This window comes from Actinokineospora inagensis DSM 44258 (assembly GCF_000482865.1).
Taxonomy (GTDB): Bacteria; Actinomycetota; Actinomycetes; order Mycobacteriales; family Pseudonocardiaceae; genus Actinokineospora; species Actinokineospora inagensis.
The window spans coordinates 128,833-146,722 of sequence record NZ_AXWW01000006.1 but is presented as its reverse complement, the minus strand read 5'-3'; the positions used below and the strand labels follow the sequence as shown (position 1 = coordinate 146,722).

Below are 17,890 nucleotides of genomic sequence, written 5' to 3'. Positions count from 1 at the left end.
ACCCCCAACCACCCCGTAGGATGGCCACGTGCTGACGATCCGCCGAGACCTCGTGGACGCGATGGTGGCGCACGCCCGCCGCGACCACCCGGACGAGGCGTGCGGCGTCATCGCGGGTCCCGACGGCAGCGACCGCCCCGAGCGGTTCATCCCGATGCTCAACGCGGCCCGCTCACCCACGTTCTACGAGTTCGACTCCGCGGACCTGCTGCGGTTGTACCGGGAGATGGACGCCAACGACGAGGTGCCGGTGGTCATCTACCACTCGCACACGGCCACCGAGGCCTACCCGTCGCGCACCGACGCCAAGATCGCCGCCGAGCCGTTCGCGCACTACGTGCTGGTCTCCACCCGGGACCCGCACCAGCACGAACTGCGCTCGTTCCGGATCGTCGACGGCGCGATCACCGAGGAGCCCGTCGAGGTCGTCGAGTCCTACCGGTTCGCGCACACCGGCCCGGACGACGTCCCCGAGGCGTGAGCACCGCCGGAACACCGGCGGCACGCCCCCGCGTCCTTCTCCCATGACCCAGGCACCACCCGGAGGTTGAACCATGGCCGTCACCGTCTCGATCCCGACCATCCTGCGCACCCACACCGGCGGCGAGAAGTCCGTCCCGGCCGCGGGCGCCACCCTGGCCGAGGTCATCGACGACCTCGACGCCAACCACGGCGGCCTCAAGGCCCGCCTGGTCAAGGACGGCGCGCTGCACCGCTTCGTCAACATCTACGTCAACGACGAGGACGTGCGCTTCGCGGGCGGCCTGGAAGCCAAGGTCGCCGACGGCGACAACGTCACCATCCTCCCCGCCGTCGCCGGTGGCGCGCTCTAGTGGCTCGCTACGAGTCGCTGCTGCACGCGCTCGGCGACACCCCCCTCGTCGGCCTGCCCCGGCTGTCACCGTCCCCGACGGTGCGGCTGTGGGCGAAACTCGAGGACCGCAACCCGACCGGCTCGATCAAGGACCGTCCCGCGCTGGCCATGATCGAGGCCGCCGAGCGGGACGGCAGGCTGTTACCCGGCAGCACCATCCTGGAGCCCACCTCGGGCAACACCGGCATCGCGCTCGCCATGGCCGCCAAGCTCAAGGGCTACGGCCTGGTGTGCGTCATGCCGGAGAACACGTCCGAGGAACGCAAGCAACTGCTGCAGGCCTACGGCGCCCGGATCGTCTACTCGCCCGCCGCGGGCGGCTCCAACGAGGCCGTCCGCCGGGCCAAGGAACTCGCCGAGCAACACCCGGACTGGATCATGCTCTACCAGTACGGCAACCCGGACAACGCCGCCGCGCACTACACCGGCACCGCCCCCGAGATCCTCCGCGACCTCCCGTCGATCACGCACTTCGTCGCGGGCCTCGGCACCACCGGCACCCTGGTCGGCGTCGGCCGGTACCTGCGCGAACACAAACCGGACGTCCAGGTCGTCGCCGCCGAACCCCGCTACGGGGAACTGGTCTACGGCCTGCGCAACCTCGACGAGGGCTTCGTCCCGGAACTCTACGACCCGTCCGTGCTGACCGGCCGCTACTCGGTCGGCTCATACGACGCCCTCCGCCGCACCCGTCAACTCCTGGAGACCGAAGGCATCTTCGCGGGCATCTCCACCGGAGCCATCCTGCACGCCGCCCTCGCCGTCGCCGAGAAAGCCGCGGGCGCGGGCGACCCCGCCGACGTCGTCTTCATCGTCGCCGACGCGGGCTGGAAGTACCTGTCGACCGGCGCCTACAGCGGAACCCTCGACGAGGCCGCCGAACGCCTCGACGGACACCTCTGGGCCTGACCCCCCGGGTTGTCCCGCCATCACCCACCGATTGCGGGACAACCCGCTCGACTCCGCCCCCACGCTCTCGCCCACACGCTTGACGAATTCCCCCGCCTTCGCCCACAACGGCGCCCGCTTCGGCCCACCCAGACCCCTCCCACCCGGGGCGCCGGGGCCCATTCCTGACCGTAGCGCGGATCGCGGGTTGTCAAGGGGGAGCCGGGTTGTCGTGTGGATGGCTCGATGCCTTGTGGATGTGGTTGGGGTCTGTGTGATGAGGGCGGGGCTCATGCGATGAGGGGCGGGTCAATGTCCGCCGATCGAGTGCGGCTTGCTGCTTGACGGAGTTGCCGTCGTGGTCCAGGCAGGGGCCCGCCCACCCGGGGCGCCGGGGCCCATTCCTGACGGTAGCGCGGATCGCGGGTTGTCAAGAGGGGGCCGGGTTGTCCTGTGGATGGCTTGATGTCTTGTGGACGAGGGCGAGGTCCGTGTGATGCGGGGCGGGTCCGTGTGATGCGGGTGGGGTCCGTATCCGCCGATCGAGTGTGGCCTGCTGCTTGACGGAGTTGCCGTCGTGGTCCAGGCAGGGGCCCGCCCACCCGGGGCGCCGGGGCCCATTCCTGACCGTAGCGCGGATCGCGGGTTGTCAAGGGGTGGTGCTGGGAGCCTGTGGATGGCGCGGGGCACTGTGGACAGCGCGGCGGCGGCAATCAGGGGGTGGGCTACTAGATTGCCCGTATGCCCGATGTCGTGGAGGTCGTTCGGAGTGCTCAGGTGCCTGCCGCCATTGGGCAGGTGTGGGCGGTTGTGTCGGATCCCGATCGCGCGGCGGACTGGTTTTCGTTCGCGGAGCGGACCGATGTGATCGCGGGGGAGGGCAAGGGGCAGTTGCGCAGGCAGCACGGGCGGTGGGGGAACCGGCGGTCGGAGATCGACCAGGAGGTGGTCGAGTTCGAGCCGCCCGCGGTGATCGCGTGGAAGCACACCGACGAGCGGTTGGACGGGCAGCCCGCGCCGACGTTCGCGGTGTCGACGGTGTTCCGGATCGAACTCGTGGCCGACGGGGAGCGGACCACGGTCACTTTGCGCACGGTCCAGCGGCCGGCGAGCCCGGTCAAGGGTTTGCTGATGCGGGCCGCGGCGACGCGGGAGGTGAAGCGGCGGATGGCGGAGTCGCTGGCGCGGTTGGCGCGGGCGGTCGTCTCGGGGTGAGTTCGGGGTTCAACCGGATCCCGGGGCACGAACCGGCACGTACCCTCACTGGTGTGAACACAGTGCCCAGCAGGCCGTCCGCGCGGGTGTTGCCGCCGAACCCGGCGCAGGCGGCGATCGTCGTCGGCGGGTTCGCCGTCGTGTTGTACCTGGTCGAGTTGGTCGACCGGGTCGTGCGGGGCGGGCTGGACCAGTTCGGCATCGTGCCGAGGGACGCCACCGGGCTGATGGGCATCCTGTGGGCGCCGCTGCTGCACAACGGGTGGCAGCACCTGTTCGCGAACACGCTGCCGTTCGTGGTGCTGGCGTTCCTGGCGATGGCCAACGGCCTCGGCCAGTGGGTCGCGGTGACGGCGACGATCTGGCTGGTCAGCGGGTTCGGCGTGTGGCTGACCGCGGACAGCGGGTCGCTCACCGTCGGCGCCTCCGGGCTGTGCTTCGGCTGGCTGCTGTTCCTGCTGGTCCGCGGCCTGTTCACCCGCAGCGCCGTGCAGCTCGGGCTGGCCGTGGTCCTGCTGCTGTACTGGGGCACGATGCTGTTCGGCGTGCTGCCCGGCGACCCCCGCATCTCCTGGCAGGGCCACCTGTTCGGCGCGCTCGGCGGTGTGCTGGCCGCCTGGTTCGTGTCGCTGGGCAACCGGTCCACGGCCAAGGCGACCCCGGCGTGACCGGCCTGGACCCGGACGCGCCGATCGGCATCTTCGACTCGGGTGTCGGCGGCCTCACCGTGGCCCGCTCCATCATCGACCAGTTGCCGCACGAGCGGCTCCGCTACATCGGCGACACCGCCAACAACCCGTACGGGCCGCGCGCGATCGCCGACGTTCGGGAGATCACCCTGAAGCTGACCGACGAGCTCGTCGGCAGTGGCGTGAAGATGCTCGTGCTGGCGTGCAACACCGCGTCCGCAGCCTGCCTGCGCGACGCGCGGGAGCGCTATGACATCCCCGTCGTCGAGGTCGTCGTGCCCGCGGTCCGACGGGCGGCGGCGGTGACAAAAACGGGACAGGTGGGCGTGATCGGCACCGCGGGCACCATCCGCTCCCGCGCGTACGACGACGCTTTCGCCGCCGCGCCGGGCATCCGGGTGACCGGCGCGGCGTGCCCGCGGTTCGTCGACTTCGTCGAGCGCGGTGTCACCTCCGGCAGGCAGATCCTCGGTCTCGCGCAGACCTACCTGGAGCCGCTGCAACAGGCCGCTGTGGACACTGTGGTGCTCGGCTGCACGCACTACCCGCTGCTCACCGGTGTTCTGCAGGTCGTGCTCGGCCCGGACGTGACGCTGGTGTCCAGTGCGGAGGAATGCGCGAAGGACGTCTTCCGGGTGCTCACCGAGACCGGTCTGCTCACCGAGTCCGACGGCGACCCGGTGCACGAGTTCGGCGCCACCGGGCGGGCGGAACCGTTCGACCGGCTGGCCCGCCGGTTCCTCGGCCCCGGTGTGGCGGGCTTTGCTCCATTGGCTCGATGGTGATCCACAGCCGTCGTGCCGGGGTTCCCGCTGTGACAGGCTGTCCGACGTGCTGCTGACTGTCCTCGGGTGTTCCGGGAGCGTGCCCGGACCCAACGCCGCCTCGTCCGGGTACCTGCTCGAAGCGGAGGGGTTCCTGCTTGGCGTGGAGCTCGGCAGCGGCACCCTCGCCGCGCTGCAGGCGGTGCGCGATCCGTTCACCCTGGACGCGTTGCTGTTCTCGCACCTGCACGCCGACCACTGCGCGGATTTCGCGTCGCTGGCGGTGTTGCGCCGCTACCACCCCAACCCGACCCGCGACCCGCGCGCGCACCGGTTACCCGTGCACGCGCCGAAAGCGGCGCCGACCCGGTTCGCCGCCGCGTACGCGACCGACGCGGACGAGCTGGCTGTCACGGATCTGTCCGATGTGTTCGACTTCCGTCCACTCGCGGTCACGACCTTCCACATCGGACCGTTCGAGGTAACCGCGACGACCGCCGCGCACCCGTGCGACGCGTACAGCTTCCGGATCGACCACGGCGGCCGCTCGTTGGTCTACACCGGTGACACCGGCACCTGCGCCGCCGTCACCGCGCTCGCGGGCGGGGCCGACGTGCTGCTCGCCGAGGCGTCCTGGACGCACGGCGCGCACACGTCGGCCGACCTGCACCTGTCCGGCAGGGAAGCGGGCGAGCTCGCGGCGACCGCGGCGGCGGGCAGGCTGCTGGTCACCCACGTTCCGCCGTGGACGGACCGGGCGGCCGTCCTGGCCGAGGCAGCGGCGGCGTTCGACGGCGAGGTCGCCCTCGTTCGGCAGGGCGCGGCCTACGAGATCTAGCCGCCATCTAGGCTGACCGCGTGGTGAGAAGCGACGGCAGGAACGACGACCAGCTCCGGGACATCACGATCACCCGCGGCTACCAGGACTGGCCCGCCGGGTCGGTCCTGGTCACCTTCGGGCGCACCAGGGTGCTGTGCGCCGCCAGTGTCAGCGAGGGCGTGCCGCGCTGGCGCAAGGGCTCCGGGCTCGGCTGGGTCACCGCCGAGTACGCGATGCTGCCCTCGGCGACCAACACCCGTGGCGACCGCGAGTCGGTGAAGGGCCGCGTCGGCGGGCGCACACACGAGATCAGCAGGCTCATCGGCCGGTCGCTGCGCGCCTGCATCGACCTGTCCGCGCTGGGCGAGAACACGATCCACCTCGACTGCGACGTCATCCAGGCCGACGGCGGCACCCGCACCGCGGCCATCACCGGCGCCTACGTCGCACTGGCCGACGCGATCACGTACCTGGGCGCGGGCGGCAAGCTCGCCGATCCGCAGCCCCTGTCGTGCGCGGTGTCCGCCGTCAGTGTCGGTGTTGTCGGCGGCCGGGTCCGGCTGGACCTGCCGTACGAGGAAGACGCCCGCGCCGAGGTCGACATGAACGTCGTCGCGACCGACGCCGGGACCCTTATCGAGGTCCAGGGCACCGGCGAGGGCGCCACCTTCGCCCGCTCCACCCTCGACGCCATGCTCGACCTCGCCCTCGCGGGCTGCGCCGAGCTCAACCGGATCCAGGCCGAGGCGCTCGCGCTGCCCTACCCCGGCACCCTCCCGGAACCGAAGGGCGCGCGGTGAAGGTCCTGCTGGCCAGCCGGAACGCGAAGAAGCTCGCGGAGCTGCGCCGCATCCTGGAAGCGGAGAGCGTGTCCGGCATCGAGATCGTCGGCCTCGACGACGTCCCCGCGTTCCCCGAGGCCCCGGAGACCGGTGCGACGTTCGAGGAGAACGCCGTCGCGAAGGCTCGGGACGCGGTGACGGCGGTCGGACTGCCCACGATCGCGGACGACTCCGGGATCGTGATCGACGCGCTCAACGGCATGCCCGGTGTGCTCTCCGCGCGCTGGTCGGGTGGGCACGGGAACGACCAGGCGAACCTGGAGTTGGTGCTCGCGCAGCTCGGGGACACACCGGACGAACGCCGAGGCGGCGGGTTCGTGTGCGCGATCGCGTTGGTGCTACCGGACGGGACGGAGACGATCCTGCGCGCGGACTGGCGGGGGACGGTGATCCGCGCGCCTCGGGGCACGAACGGGTTCGGGTATGACCCGATCTTCGTGCCGGACGGGCAGGACCGGACGTCGGCGGAGCTGACGGCGGAGGAGAAGGACGCGATCTCGCACCGCGGGCAGGCGTTGCGCTTGCTGCTCCCGCGCCTGGTGGCGTTGAGCTCGATGGGCTGAGACCTGGAAAGTCGACCCACCCCGGGTCAACTCTCCAGGTGGCCGTGTGCCGTCAGATCTTCAGGTCTTTCCGCAGTTTCGCCACGTGCCCGGTCGCGCGCACGTTGTACAGCGCGGTGGCGATCTTGCCTTCGGCGTCCACGATGAAGGTCGAGCGGATCACGCCGGTGACCGTCTTGCCGTACATCTGCTTCTCGCCGTACGCGCCGTACGCGGTCAGCACCGCGCGGTCCGGGTCCGACAGCAGCGGGAACGTCAGACCCTCCTCGGCGACGAACTTCGCGAGTTTCGCGGGCTTGTCCGGGGAAATCCCGAGCACGGCGAAACCGGCGTCGTTGAGCTCCGCCAGGTTGTCGCGGAAGTCGCAGGCCTGCTTGGTGCAGCCGGGGGTGGACGCGGCCGGGTAGAAGTACACGACGACCGACTTGCCGCGGAAGTCGGCCAGCGACACCTCGGTGCCCTCGCTGTCCGGCAGGGTGAAAGCCGGGGCCACGTCGCCCGGCGAGAGCTTCGTCTGCTCAGTCATGGTGACGACGCTAGCGGCCCGGACCGCCCCGCCTACACCTGGCCGTCGAACACGATGACGGCCTCGGTGCCCGCCGGGTCGGGCTGGGCGGTGATGACCAGTTCCGTCTTCGCCGTCGGCACCGCGAACGCCACCTGGAAGTGCACGGTGCGGCCCGGCTGCACGCTGTCGTCGCTGATGACGCCCGTGTAGCCCTGCGCGGAGTCGATCACCTGCTTGGTGCCGCCGTCGTCGGTGCTGGCGGTCAGCGACAGCAGCGTGGGGGCGTACGGGGCGGTGCCGTCGTTCTGCACCGTCATCTCGAACCCGACCGCCCGCGACACCACCGGGAACGCCCCCGACGTCGGCACGAACGGCTTCGGCGCGGACGCGGTGAGGGTGAGCCCCTTGCCGAGCGGCCGGGCCTCACCGCCGCGCAGCGAGGTGTTGGCGCGCGCCAGGTCGCCGCCCGCCGCCGGGGTGGCCGTGGCCGAGGGACCGGAGCCGCACCCGGTGACCACCGCCAGGAGCGCGCAGGCTGCGGCCGCCAAACCGACGGTCTTCACGGGCGTGCCTCTTCCTGGCCGGGGGACTGGGGTGGGCGGCGGGTGTGTGGGTGGTGGGTGGGTGTACGACTCCACCATGGCCGCCAACCGGCTGGTACGACGAGCCGGATAGGCCGTTGAGTCGCACCTGGTTCCGCACTGTGGCCGAGCCGTGATCACCGGTACACCCACAGTGACGGCCGCCACTGCGTCCCGTGGCGCGGGCTCATCCGGTCACCCGTTCACCGACCGGCGGACCGATCAAGCGGCGAGGGCGAAGAAGAGGATGAAGACGCCGATGGCGACGAGCCAGAAGGCGATGAGCCAGCCGAAGTCGCGCCAGGGGGACACGCGGCCGTCGTCGGCGCCGGGGACGTGCACGCCGCGTTCCTCGAACTTGTCGACCAGACCCAGCAGGGCGGTGAACAGGCGGGGGGCGCGCACAGGTCGATGGTGTCACGCGCGGTGCGCGCGGCGCCCCTTGGCCTGGCGGGAGAAGGCCCGTTCGATCTCTCGGTTGGCGTCGCGGGCGGCCAGCGACTGGCGCTTGTCCCAGGTCTTCTTGCCGCGGACCAGGCCCAGTTCGACCTTCACCTTCCCGGAGCTGAAGTACATCGACAGCGGCACCAGCGACAGGCCCGACTCGTGCACCTTCAGCGCCAGCTTGTCGATCTCGCGGCGGTGCAGCAGGAGCTTGCGGACCCGGCGCGGGGCGTGGTTGGTCCAGGTGCCCATGGCGTACTCGCCGATGTGCAGGCCGCGCAGCCAGATCTCGCCGTCGTCGACGGTGGCGAACGAGTCGACGAGGGAGACCTTGCCGTCGCGCAGGCTCTTGACCTCGGTACCGACCAGCACGACCCCGGCCTCCACCGTGTCCAGCACCGCGTAGTCGTGCCGGGCCTTGCGGTTGGTGGCGATGGTCGCGCTGTTCGGGTCGGTGGCCATGGCCGAAGACGCTAGCCGATGGCGGGCACCAGACCGGAGCCCTTTTCCGCCGGTCGGGTGCGGCTGATCAGCTCGAAGTCGGCGGGGTCCACCGAGCGGGTGCGCATCCAGTAGCGCCAGGTGAAGCCCGGCCAGATGGTGCGGTTGACGCCCTGGGAGTCCAGGTACCAGCTCGTGCAGCCGCCCTTGGTCCACACGCCGTCGGCGAGTTTGCGCTGGACCTCGGCGTTGAACGCGTCCTGCGCCGAGCGCCGCACGTCCAGCGCGTCGGCGCCTTCCCGCTCGGCCAGCCGGATCGCGTCGGCGACGTACCGGACCTGCGACTCGATCATGAAGACGACCGAGTTGTGGCCGAGGCCGGTGTTCGGGCCGAGCAGGAAGAACAGGTTCGGGAAGCCGGACACGGTGATCCCGAGGTGGGTGTTGATGCCGTTGTCCCGCCACAGCCCGGCCAGGTCGACCCCGTCCCGGCCGGTGATCTTCAGGTAGTCGTAGGAGTCGGTGACGTGGAACCCGGTGCCGTAGATGATCGCGTCGACCTGGTGCTCGCGGCCGTCCTCGCCGACGACGCTGTGCTCGCGAACCTCGGCGATCCCGGCGGTGTCCAGGTGCACGTTGGGCCGGTTGAACGTCGGGTAGTAGTCGTTGGAGATCAGCACCCGCTTGCAGCCCATGACGTAGTCCGGGGTCAGCTTCGCGGCCAGGTCGGGGTCCTTGACCGAGCGGCGGATGTTGGCGGCGGCCAGCTTCGACGCGTACTTCAGGATCCGCTGGTGCCCGTTGAACCCGACCGCGCGGACCTCGTTGACCCAGTACAGCAGGTGCCGGTACGCCCGCTGCGCCCCCGGGACCTTGGCGAACAGGTTCTGCGACCACTCCGGCATCACGTGGTCGGGTTTCGGCATCACCCAGGGCGCCGTCCGCTGGAACAGCGTCAACTCGGCGACGTCCGGGGCGATCCGCGGCACGAACTGGACCGCGCTCGCCCCGGTGCCGATCACCGCGACGCGCTTGCCGGTGAGGTCGTAGTCGTGGTCCCACCGCGCCGAGTGGAAGGTCTTGCCCGCGAACCTCTCGATCCCGGGCAGCTCGGGGATCGACGGGATGTGCAGCGCTCCGAGCCCGGCGACGAGGAACCGGGTGACGTACGTGTCGCCGCTGTTGGTCGACACGTACCAGCGGTTCTCGGCGGAGTCCCAGCGCGCGCCGATGACCTCGGCGCCGAAGCGGGTGTTGCGGGCCAGGTCCCACTTGGCGGCGACGTCGCGCAGGTACTGCCAGATCTCCGGCTGCGGCGCGTAGGCGCGGGTCCAGTCGGGCTTCTGCTCGAAGGAGAACGAGTACATGTGCGACTGGATGTCGCAGGCGCAGCCCGGGTAGGTGTTGTCCCGCCAGGTGCCGCCGAAGTCGTCCGCCTTCTCCAGCAGGACGAAGTCGTCGCGGCCCGCGCGGCGCAACTGGATGGCCATGCCCATGCCTGCGAACCCGGTGCCGACCACCACCACGCCGGTGTGCACGATGCCCATCGCCGACCTCCTCGATCAGGTGTTACTCGCGGTTCACCTTACTCGAAGTAGGTTACTTCCGGTAGAGTCGGCCCGGTGACCGGACGGCTGGACGAGCGTAAGCGGCGGATGCCGCGCGCCGAACGCGAACGCCAGATGCTGGCCGTCGCCGAGGAGATCTTCGCCGAACGCGGCTACCAGGCCGCCGCCATGGACGAGATCGCCGAGCGCTGCGGGGTCTCCAAACCGATGCTCTACGAGTACTTCGGCTCCAAGGAGGGCCTGCTCGTCGCCTGCATCCGGCAGGCGCGCGGCCAGCTCGCCGCGGCCACCGCCGCGGCCGTCGTCGGCGCCACCGACCCCGAGGACGCGCTGCGCCGCGGCCTGGTCGCGTTCTTCCGGTTCACCGACGCGCACCGCCGGGCCTGGTCGCTGGTCCTGCGCAACGAGGCCGCCGTCGCCGGACCGGCCGCCGCGGCCGAGGTCGAAGCCGTCCGCCAGGAACAGGTCGAGATCGACATCGCGCTGTTCGCCGCGTTCCTGCCGGACGCCCCCCGGGTCGAGCTGGAGGCCGCCGCCCAGGTCGTCGTCGGCGCCTGCGAGCGGCTGTCGCTGTGGTACGTCGGTCGCGACGGTGATGACGCGGTGTCCCCCGAACAGGCGGCGGATCACCTGATGCGGGTCATCTGGACCGGCCTTTCGGCCATGACCCGCCGGTAATCGCCCGCACGGGTGCCCCCGACCGCCGGTCCCGACGAGCGAAAACCAGGGCGCGGGCGCAAGCTCAGCGGTGTGGGGACGCACGCCTCACCCCACGGGCACCGAGCAGGAGGGGGCGGACCATGTACGCACCGATCCACGCCAACTACACCGCGCGCGGCGACGACTGGACCGTCGAGGTCAAGGTCGGCGACACCACCCGCACCGCCACCGCGCGCGACCTGGTCGCCGCCCGCGAACGCGCGGACCAACTGGTCGAAGACATGCTCGCGGGCGACCGCAAGCGCACGGTCGTACACACCCTCGACGGCGACGCGGTCAACTTCACCGCCGCCTACCTGACCGCCCGACTCGGCCTCGGCGACGACCCGGCGGCCCCGGCGCACACAATCCCGGCCCAGGCCGCGAGCGAACCGGTCCGGCCGTCGGCACTGGCCTAACGGAAGATCCGGCGCACCACCAGCAAACCGACCAACACGCCGACGCCGATCAGCGCGTACTTCACCCGGGGGTCGTCCAAGGTGGACTTGGCGCTCGACTTGGCCGAGTCGACGAGACGCTTCGGGCTCGCCTTCACGCTCAACTGGTCCAGGGTGGTCGCCAACGCGTCCCGCGCCTGCTCGATCTCCCGCTGAATGGTGTCGGGGTCCCGCGCCAACTCGTCCTCCTCGCCACGCCCACCGATCGGCGCCGCCCACGGTAGATCACCCACCACCCGACCCGCGCACGGGCCACGCCGTTAGGCTGTGCACGCTACCCCGGGGCCGTAGCCCAATTGGCAGAGGCACACGGTTTAGGTCCGTGCCAGTGAGAGTTCGAGTCTCTCCGGCCCTACTCGTTCACCGACTGGTTGCGTGGGGCAACCTGGCGGGTGGGTCCTGCGCGTGCTTGTGTGCGGTGATCTTGGTGTGGGGGTTTTGTCGGTGGTGCTGGTTAGGCTGTGTATTCAGGGGCTCAAGTTCGGGTTGATCATGGTTCTCGGTTGGTGGGCGGATCTTGTCGGCGGGTCCGTTTAGGCTGTGTATTCAGGGGCTTTGTTCTCGGTTGATCTTGGTGTGAGAGGTCTCTGAGCCTCGGCTTCGCCTCGGGGTTCGGCCTGGTCGCCTTCGGCGACGCCGGCCTGGGGCGCCAGATTTTGCGGGCTGTGCCCGCTGGGGTGAAGTTGTTGTGTTTGGGGCCCCTACGGCCACCGCGGGGTAAGGTTAAAAGGCGGGGCCACTGGAAAGCGTGGCCTTACCCGCCTGTCAGCTTTGCGGTTGCCGTCCCCCCAAACACAACAACTTCACCCCAGCGGGCGGTTGGTATCGGCGGCTTTCGAGGCGCGCGGTGCGAGTGTGGAGCTTCGTCGGTGCAGGCCGGGGGCCGGGGGGGCCTTGCCGATGAAGGGGTGGGGGTGGGGGTTAGTCCGCGAAGAATTTTTCGGCTTGGGTGAGGAGGGTGGTGGCGGTGGTGGTGGAGGTGGCCTCGGCTTCGAACTCGCGGCCTTGGGCGTCTTTGAGGCGGAGCTTGAGGACGACCTCTTTTCGGCGGGTGCTGAGGTAGGTGAACAGCGACTTCACCAGGACGGTGAGGGTGCCGCCGCTGCTGAGGGCTACTGCTACCGCGTCGAGGGCGCCGCCCATGTGGCCGGGGTGGATTGGGTGGTTGACGAGGTGGACGTGGCCGCGTAAGTCGTCCTCGTCGCGGAGCCAGCGGGCGAGGGTGCGGAGTTCGTCGTCGTCGCCGCTGATGGCTGCGGTCAGGGTGGGGTCGCTCACCGGTGGGGGGCCTTTCGAGGTGGGGAGCCCGAGTGTAGGGATGAGGGGGCTACCGGTGGTTCAGTTCGCGGATGTGGGCGATCAGCTCGGCGGTGTCCATGCCGCACAGTTCGGCCAGGCGGTCGAGGGCGGTCAGGTCCAGGTGGACCTCGTCGTGGTCGGTGCGGAGTTCGGCGGCCCAGCGGCGCAGGGGGAGCAACTGGGGGCGGGTGTCCTCGGCGGCGGCGCGGAGGTCGACGCGGACGCGGCCGAGGGGGGTGTCGGCGAAGACGCGGTCGTGCACGCGGGCGATCAGGTCGTGCGGCAGCGTGTCGAGGGCGACGCAGATCTCGACGAAGCGGACCACTGAGCACTGGCGGGTGCCGAGCTCGTAGGTGGCCAGGGTCTGCAGCGAGATGTCGCTCTGCAGCCGCCCGTTGAGCTCCTTGCGGGTCCAGCCCCGCTGCTTGCGCAGCCTGCGGATCTCGTCACCGAGCACCCGCTGGTAGGTCGCCCCATCGATGCGCAACGTCCAGCCCCTTCGTCGAACGGCGACCGGCCACGGATCCGGCGCCTCCACCACAGGAAGCGAGCTGGGCCGCGGGGCTTACGCGGGTTCCGGCGAAGTTGCTCCGATCGGATGAACGTCAAACGCTCAGTTCACGCATTCCGGACCCGATGGCTGCTGCTGCCGGGCGTCCAGCGCGATCATCGGCGGACCGGCGAGCCGGGTGCCGCCCGAGGTGGTCGTGTAGTCCTTGCCGATGAGCACGGTCACCTTGCCCTTGGCCAGGTTCGCGTCCGGCTCCGCGGTGATCTTGCCGCCGAGGGCGTCGGCGACGGCCTGGCCGTTGGCGTCCTCGCCCTTGGCGTTGCGGATCACCGACTTGGCGCGGGTGGTCGCGTTGCCCGTCTCGCCGGTCTTGAAACCGTGGTCGGACAGGGTGCTCGCGACCTCGGCGGCCAGGCCGGTGCGGCCGGACCCGTTGAGCACCGTCACCGTCGGCTTGGTCGCCGGGGTGTCCGGCGGGGTCGTCGCGCCGCTGGTCGGTGCCGGGGCGCCGCCACCGCCGAGCAGGCCGGTGACGAACTGCTTGACCGCGCTCGGGTCGACCTCGACCGCCGAACCGTCGCTGGGCGTGTCCAGGTCCAGCGAGCCGAACGGGATGGTCTGGAACGCCACGTTGCCGCCGGTCACCGACAGCATCTGCTGGGCGAACCGCATGATGTCCCAGTTGCGGTCGAGCACCACCGACTTGGCGATCGCGTCCTGCAGCTTGCCCAGCATCTGCGAACCGGGCGCCAGCACGTCGCCGGAGACGACCTTCTTCGCCATGCCGCTCATGAACACCTGCTGGCGGCGGATCCGGTCGATGTCGCCGTTGGGCAGGCCGTGCCGCTGCCGGACGAACGCCAGCGCCGCCGCCCCGGACAGGTTCTGCGGGCCCGCCTGGAAGTTGGCGCCCGAGTAGCCGTCTTTGGTCGCCTTGTTGATGCAGACGTCGATGCCGCCGATGGCGTTGGTGATGTCGTAGAAGCCGAGCAGGTTGACCTCGGCGTAGTGGTCGATGGTGGCGCCGGTGAGCTTGTTGATGGTGGCGATCAGGCTCTTGGCGCCCGCCTCGTTCGACTTGACCTCCAGCTCGCGCGAGTCGTTGACGCCCTGCTTGCGCAGTTGCGCCATCGAGGCGAGCTTGGCCCGGCCGTACGCCGAGTTGATCTTGTGTTTGCCGTAGCCCGGGATGTCCACGTAGGAGTCGCGCGGGATCGAGATGCCGACGGCCTTGCCGCCGTCGTTCGGGATGCGGATCACGATCAGCGTGTCGGTGTTGATCTCGCCGTCGTCCTTGCCCGCGGACAGCGCCGCCAACTGCTCCTTCGACAGCGGGTTGCCCTGCGCGTCGGTGCGGCTGTCCATGCCGACCATCAGGATGTCCACCGCGCCGTCGGCGGGCTTCTCGCCGGTGTCCTCCACGACGTTGGCCGTGGTCAGGTTCTCCGAGAACGCGTCGGTCACCCGCCAGTAGTAGCCGGTGGCCGCCAGCACCAGGGCCGAGAGCAGCGCGACGAGCACCCGACCGGCGATCAACCCGGACCGCACCGGGCGCTGCTCCCGCTCGCGCGACCTGATCCGCTCGGTGCCCGCGGCCGGTCGCTGTTCGCTCCCGCGCGCCGACCCGGTCCGTGCGGACTCCACCCTGGTCGCCGTACGCACATCAGCCGCGGCCCCAGCCGTTCCCGACCGGGCGGACTCCGGTCGACCGGTGCGCGGCTCCGGGCGCCGGGCCGGGGTGCGCTCCGGCCGGTACCCGCGGCTCGCGCTGTCGCGACCGGTGCCACCGCGGGGGGTGCCGCGACCGGCGCCGTCGACGGGGCGTTGCGTGCGTGGCTGGTCCGGGCGCCGCTCGCCGGGCGGCATCCGCCTGCCGGGGACCTGGGCGCCGCCGGGGGTCTCGCGCGGTGCCGGTCGACCGCCCGCTCCCGCGCGATCGCCTGGCCTCGGTGGCCGGTACTCCACGCCCGCTCCTCCCTGTCGGCGTCCCTGCCGGGCTCCGTGTGAGTGCTACCCACCCCGCGCGCGCCCGGCCGCCTGTGGAGTGGAAGACGTGCGCGGCCGGTCCGGGGTTGTCCCGTAGCGTGGCACACCGCCGCGCGACCCTTGTCACGGCACGCGTCCCGGAGCTTGATCCAACCCCTATCGGGTCACTGTCGCCGCTGGGGCCGCCGGACGTGACCTGCGGGTGAAGCGGGAAACCGCGCACAGTCCCGCCGCCGCCACCGCGACGGCCATGCTCGCCGCGTAGACGAGCACGGCGGGACCGGTGGCCGACGACATCGGCGGCACGAGGGCGAGCGCGGTCAGCAACCACGGCCACGGGGTCGCCGTCGAGCCGATCCGGACCGCGTGCAGCAGGTACCAGCCCAGCAGCAGGTGCACGATGCTGGCCATCGGGTCGACCGGGACGCCGAGCAGCACCGGGCCGTGGTGCGCGCCGGTGAGGCCGCTGAGCGCGAACCCGATGATGCCGAGCGCGCCGTAGCCGGTGCCCAGGGCGGCGGCGAGCGCGTCCCAGCGGGCGCCCGGCCGGTCGTGCGGCTCGTGTGGCCGCAGCAGGCCGGGGCCGAGGGTGCCGCGCCGCTCGAACAGCAGGAACGCCAGCGCCGTCGGCACCCCGAGCAGGACCAGGGCGACCAGGGTGCGCGGCGTGGTCAGCCAGCCGATGACGGTGGCGGGCAGCCCGGTGCTGGTGACCGTGCCGATCAGGCCCGCCAGCAGCAGCATCGCGCACAGGTAGACCAGGTAGACCGTCATCGGCGCCCCGCGCAGCCGCCGGACCGCGGTGGCGGCGGCGCCGTGCGCGATGGCGTTGACCCGCTCGGGCCGCGGTCCCACCACCAGGCACACCTGGATCAGTCCGAGCAGCAGGACGGCCAGGGCGGACGGGACGAAGCTGGCGGTGCCCGCGGGTTCGGCGACCAGGTCCTTCGTGTGCCCGCCCACCGTCGTCAACAGCAGCAGGCAGGTCAGCGCCCCGGCGGCGACGGCGGTCAGCGCGCGGCGGGGGAGGCGGTCGAAACTCCCGTCCGCGTAGTGGAAGGACAGGTGCCCGAACAGCGCGGCGAGCACGATGCCGCCCGCGTAGGCCGCAATGGTGCCAGTGCAGAACAGACCGAGACCGGTGACCACCGCGGCCAGCGCGACCGGCGTCCCGATCGGGGCCTTGCGGTGCAGCCAGTACAGGCCCGGTGTCGCGCCGACCACCAGCAGGTACAGGCCGAGCAGCCACAGCGGCTGGGTGATCAGCCGGGTGAACGCGTCGACCGCGGCGTCGGAGGTGTTGAGCAGGTCGAGCGACAGCGGCACCACCAGCCAGGCGGTGACGAACGCCAGCACCGGCCGGATCAGCCAGCACACCCGGCTCGCCAGGTACCCGCCGTAGCCGCTGCCGTCGGCCGGCGCGGCCCGCCAGGCCAGCAGGTTCGAGTCGCCGCCCGCGAAGAAGAACAGCGGCACCAGTTGCAGCAGCCAGGTGAGCGGCCACAGCGCGGCGGTCCGCACCCCCAGCAGCGGGGCGAACGCCAGCACCGACTCGACGAGCACGATCCCGGACAGGCTCACCACCCGCAGCAGCCCCAGGTACGCCGCCCGGTCGCAGGCGCGCGGGCCGACGGGCACCGCCCCGCGCGGGACCCCGGTGCGGCGACGGGCGAACGCGGGTACCCGGACCGCGAGCAGCGCGGCCACCGCCAGCAGCGCCACCGCCCAGGTGCCGATCGGTTCCGGCCGTGGCGGACCCCACCGCTGGTGCCACGAGTTCGCCACCAGCCCCGCCGCGTACAGCGACGCGGTCAGTTGGCAGGTGCCCGCCGAGCCGCGCGGGTTCAGCTCGCACTGGTGGTGCATGTCGTAGGTCAGCCGGTTGTCCAGTGCCCGCCGCACTTCCGGGCCCAGCGGCTGGCCCTTGGTCGAGGCGTACCGGAGCAGGTCGTACCCCAGGTCGTGGGCCTTGCAGCCGACCGAGAAGTCCCACCGGGTGTTGTCGTCGCCCCACGGGGTCGAGCAGCCGCCGTCGGTGTGCACGGCGCGGCGCACCCCGTCCGGGTCGACCAGGTGACCGGGGGTGACGCCGCTGATCCGGGTGAAGTCGGCGGGCAGCAGCGGGATCGGGTCCCGGCCGGAACCGGGGTGCACCAGGGCGTCCAGCGCGGCGGCGGCCCTCGCGACGTCACCGGTCGGCGGGTGCGTCGGCTCGGTCGGTGCGCGCGAGGCGACCACGCCGAACCCGCCCGCCACCAGCACCACCAGCAGCAGCCAGCCGACCCGCCGGTGCAGCCGTACGCGCGGGGCTGTGTCGACCGGGTCGACCCGGTCGTCGCTGATCCGGGGCGCGGGAATGGTGGTCGCCGTCATGGTCCGGGTCACCGGCCGGTCGCCGCGGTACCGCTTGTGTGCTCTCCCACCCGTGGGAGGCTACCGGCGGACCGCGGACCGGGGCGGCGGAAAGGCGCTAGGGGGCCGGACCGGGCCGTGGCACGGCGCACCCCCAGGACGCCGCGCCACGAGTGGTCCCCCCGCGGACCCCCGGTCCCCCGACTCCACACGCTACGGGGGTCTCCTGGCATCCTGCCTGTACCGCGAACTGACCCCGACCGGACCGGCAACAGTGCCGTCGACCAGGGGGGATCGGGGTAGTTGATGCACTACGATGGGCAACCGGCAAGTCTTTTGCCCGACCGGCGGCAACTTTTCCGCATCCGGGGCACCGGATCCTGACGAG

21 protein-coding genes and 1 tRNA gene are annotated in these 17,890 nt (G+C 71.3%); 12 read left to right on the top strand and 10 right to left on the bottom strand.

Features of this window, described 5'->3' with window-relative positions; all coding sequences use genetic code 11:
- The first annotated feature begins 28 nt into the window (after positions 1 to 28).
- The 9 genes from H504_RS0101785 to rdgB all read left to right on the top strand — a co-directional run bounded on the left by H504_RS0101785 (position 29) and on the right by rdgB (position 6,655).
- Positions 29 to 481 carry a M67 family metallopeptidase gene (locus H504_RS0101785; RefSeq protein ID WP_026421347.1) on the top strand — a complete coding sequence of 151 codons (453 nt, stop codon included), beginning with the start codon at positions 29 to 31 and terminating at the stop codon, positions 479 to 481.
- A gap of 73 nt (positions 482 to 554) precedes the next feature.
- Complete coding sequence (locus H504_RS0101780) at positions 555 to 833, top strand: MoaD/ThiS family protein (protein WP_026421346.1); 279 nt, start codon at positions 555 to 557, stop codon at positions 831 to 833.
- Positions 833 to 1,783 (top strand): PLP-dependent cysteine synthase family protein, encoded by a 951-nt coding sequence (locus H504_RS0101775; RefSeq protein WP_026421345.1) that lies wholly within the window; start codon positions 833 to 835, stop codon positions 1,781 to 1,783. The genes H504_RS0101780 and H504_RS0101775 overlap by 1 nt, the downstream gene beginning before the upstream one ends.
- Before the next feature lie 720 nt (positions 1,784 to 2,503).
- On the top strand, positions 2,504 to 2,977 hold the full coding sequence (locus tag H504_RS0101770; protein WP_084467293.1) for an SRPBCC family protein: 474 nt from the start codon (positions 2,504 to 2,506) through the stop codon (positions 2,975 to 2,977).
- 53 nt (positions 2,978 to 3,030) lie between these two features.
- Complete coding sequence (locus tag H504_RS0101765) at positions 3,031 to 3,645, top strand: rhomboid family intramembrane serine protease (protein ID WP_026421343.1); 615 nt, start codon at positions 3,031 to 3,033, stop codon at positions 3,643 to 3,645.
- 5 nt (positions 3,646 to 3,650) lie between these two features.
- The gene (murI, locus tag H504_RS0101760; protein WP_035303046.1) at positions 3,651 to 4,451 is read left to right on the top strand and encodes a glutamate racemase; all 801 of its coding nucleotides are present in this window, start codon (positions 3,651 to 3,653) and stop codon (positions 4,449 to 4,451) included.
- A 46-nt stretch (positions 4,452 to 4,497) separates the two neighbouring features.
- A complete protein-coding gene (locus H504_RS0101755) occupies positions 4,498 to 5,268 on the top strand; it encodes an MBL fold metallo-hydrolase (protein ID WP_026421341.1) in 771 nt (256 codons plus the stop codon).
- Positions 5,269 to 5,288: 20 nt separating this feature from the next.
- Positions 5,289 to 6,050 carry a ribonuclease PH gene (gene rph, locus H504_RS0101750; protein ID WP_026421340.1) on the top strand — a complete coding sequence of 254 codons (762 nt, stop codon included), beginning with the start codon at positions 5,289 to 5,291 and terminating at the stop codon, positions 6,048 to 6,050.
- Complete coding sequence (gene rdgB / locus H504_RS0101745) at positions 6,047 to 6,655, top strand: RdgB/HAM1 family non-canonical purine NTP pyrophosphatase (protein ID WP_026421339.1); 609 nt, start codon at positions 6,047 to 6,049, stop codon at positions 6,653 to 6,655. The genes rph and rdgB overlap by 4 nt, the downstream gene beginning before the upstream one ends.
- Positions 6,656 to 6,707: 52 nt before the next feature.
- On the opposite strand, the gene bcp is transcribed toward rdgB, so the two are convergent.
- The 5 genes from bcp to H504_RS32865 all read right to left on the bottom strand — a co-directional run bounded on the left by bcp (position 6,708) and on the right by H504_RS32865 (position 10,176).
- A complete protein-coding gene (gene bcp, locus H504_RS0101740) occupies positions 6,708 to 7,181 on the bottom strand; it encodes a thioredoxin-dependent thiol peroxidase (protein ID WP_026421338.1) in 474 nt (157 codons plus the stop codon).
- A 32-nt stretch (positions 7,182 to 7,213) separates the two neighbouring features.
- Positions 7,214 to 7,726 (bottom strand): hypothetical protein, encoded by a 513-nt coding sequence (locus H504_RS38300; protein ID WP_051385393.1) that lies wholly within the window; start codon positions 7,724 to 7,726, stop codon positions 7,214 to 7,216.
- 240 nt (positions 7,727 to 7,966) lie between these two features.
- Positions 7,967 to 8,149, bottom strand: a complete 183-nt coding sequence (locus H504_RS32870; RefSeq protein WP_035302987.1) for a hypothetical protein — start codon at positions 8,147 to 8,149, stop codon at positions 7,967 to 7,969.
- Positions 8,150 to 8,161: 12 nt separating this feature from the next.
- Positions 8,162 to 8,650: an SsrA-binding protein SmpB gene (gene smpB, locus H504_RS0101725; protein ID WP_026421337.1), complete on the bottom strand. Its 489-nt coding sequence runs from the start codon at positions 8,648 to 8,650 to the stop codon at positions 8,162 to 8,164.
- A gap of 11 nt (positions 8,651 to 8,661) precedes the next feature.
- Entirely contained in the window at positions 8,662 to 10,176 is a 1,515-nt protein-coding gene (locus H504_RS32865) for a flavin-containing monooxygenase (RefSeq protein WP_051385392.1), read from the bottom strand.
- Between the two features lie 108 nt (positions 10,177 to 10,284).
- Between H504_RS32865 and H504_RS0101715 the strand changes: the two genes are divergently transcribed.
- Together H504_RS0101715 and H504_RS0101710 are read left to right on the top strand one after the other, a co-directional pair.
- Positions 10,285 to 10,875 (top strand): TetR/AcrR family transcriptional regulator, encoded by a 591-nt coding sequence (locus H504_RS0101715; RefSeq protein ID WP_026421336.1) that lies wholly within the window; start codon positions 10,285 to 10,287, stop codon positions 10,873 to 10,875.
- Positions 10,876 to 10,997: 122 nt separating this feature from the next.
- Positions 10,998 to 11,315, top strand: a complete 318-nt coding sequence (locus tag H504_RS0101710; RefSeq protein ID WP_026421335.1) for a lipocalin/fatty acid-binding family protein — start codon at positions 10,998 to 11,000, stop codon at positions 11,313 to 11,315.
- Here H504_RS0101710 and H504_RS0101705 read toward each other — a convergent pair.
- Positions 11,312 to 11,533: a DUF3618 domain-containing protein gene (locus H504_RS0101705; RefSeq protein ID WP_026421334.1), complete on the bottom strand. Its 222-nt coding sequence runs from the start codon at positions 11,531 to 11,533 to the stop codon at positions 11,312 to 11,314. The two genes, H504_RS0101710 and H504_RS0101705, sit on opposite strands and share 4 nt — an antisense overlap.
- A gap of 102 nt (positions 11,534 to 11,635) precedes the next feature.
- On the opposite strand from H504_RS0101705, the gene H504_RS0101700 reads away from it, so the two are divergent.
- A tRNA-Leu gene (locus tag H504_RS0101700) sits at positions 11,636 to 11,709 on the top strand.
- Between the two features lie 566 nt (positions 11,710 to 12,275).
- Here H504_RS0101700 and H504_RS32860 read toward each other — a convergent pair.
- From H504_RS32860 to H504_RS32850, 4 genes are all read right to left on the bottom strand, one after another.
- The gene (locus H504_RS32860; RefSeq protein WP_035302986.1) at positions 12,276 to 12,632 is read right to left on the bottom strand and encodes an effector-associated constant component EACC1; all 357 of its coding nucleotides are present in this window, start codon (positions 12,630 to 12,632) and stop codon (positions 12,276 to 12,278) included.
- Positions 12,633 to 12,681: 49 nt separating this feature from the next.
- The gene (locus tag H504_RS0101685) at positions 12,682 to 13,140 is read right to left on the bottom strand and encodes a helix-turn-helix domain-containing protein (RefSeq protein WP_026421333.1); all 459 of its coding nucleotides are present in this window, start codon (positions 13,138 to 13,140) and stop codon (positions 12,682 to 12,684) included.
- 126 nt (positions 13,141 to 13,266) lie between these two features.
- Entirely contained in the window at positions 13,267 to 15,129 is a 1,863-nt protein-coding gene (locus H504_RS32855) for an LCP family protein (protein ID WP_245614030.1), read from the bottom strand.
- A gap of 177 nt (positions 15,130 to 15,306) precedes the next feature.
- On the bottom strand, positions 15,307 to 17,523 hold the full coding sequence (locus H504_RS32850) for a phospholipase A2 (protein WP_157440151.1): 2,217 nt from the start codon (positions 17,521 to 17,523) through the stop codon (positions 15,307 to 15,309).
- Positions 17,524 to 17,890: the final 367 nt, after the last annotated feature.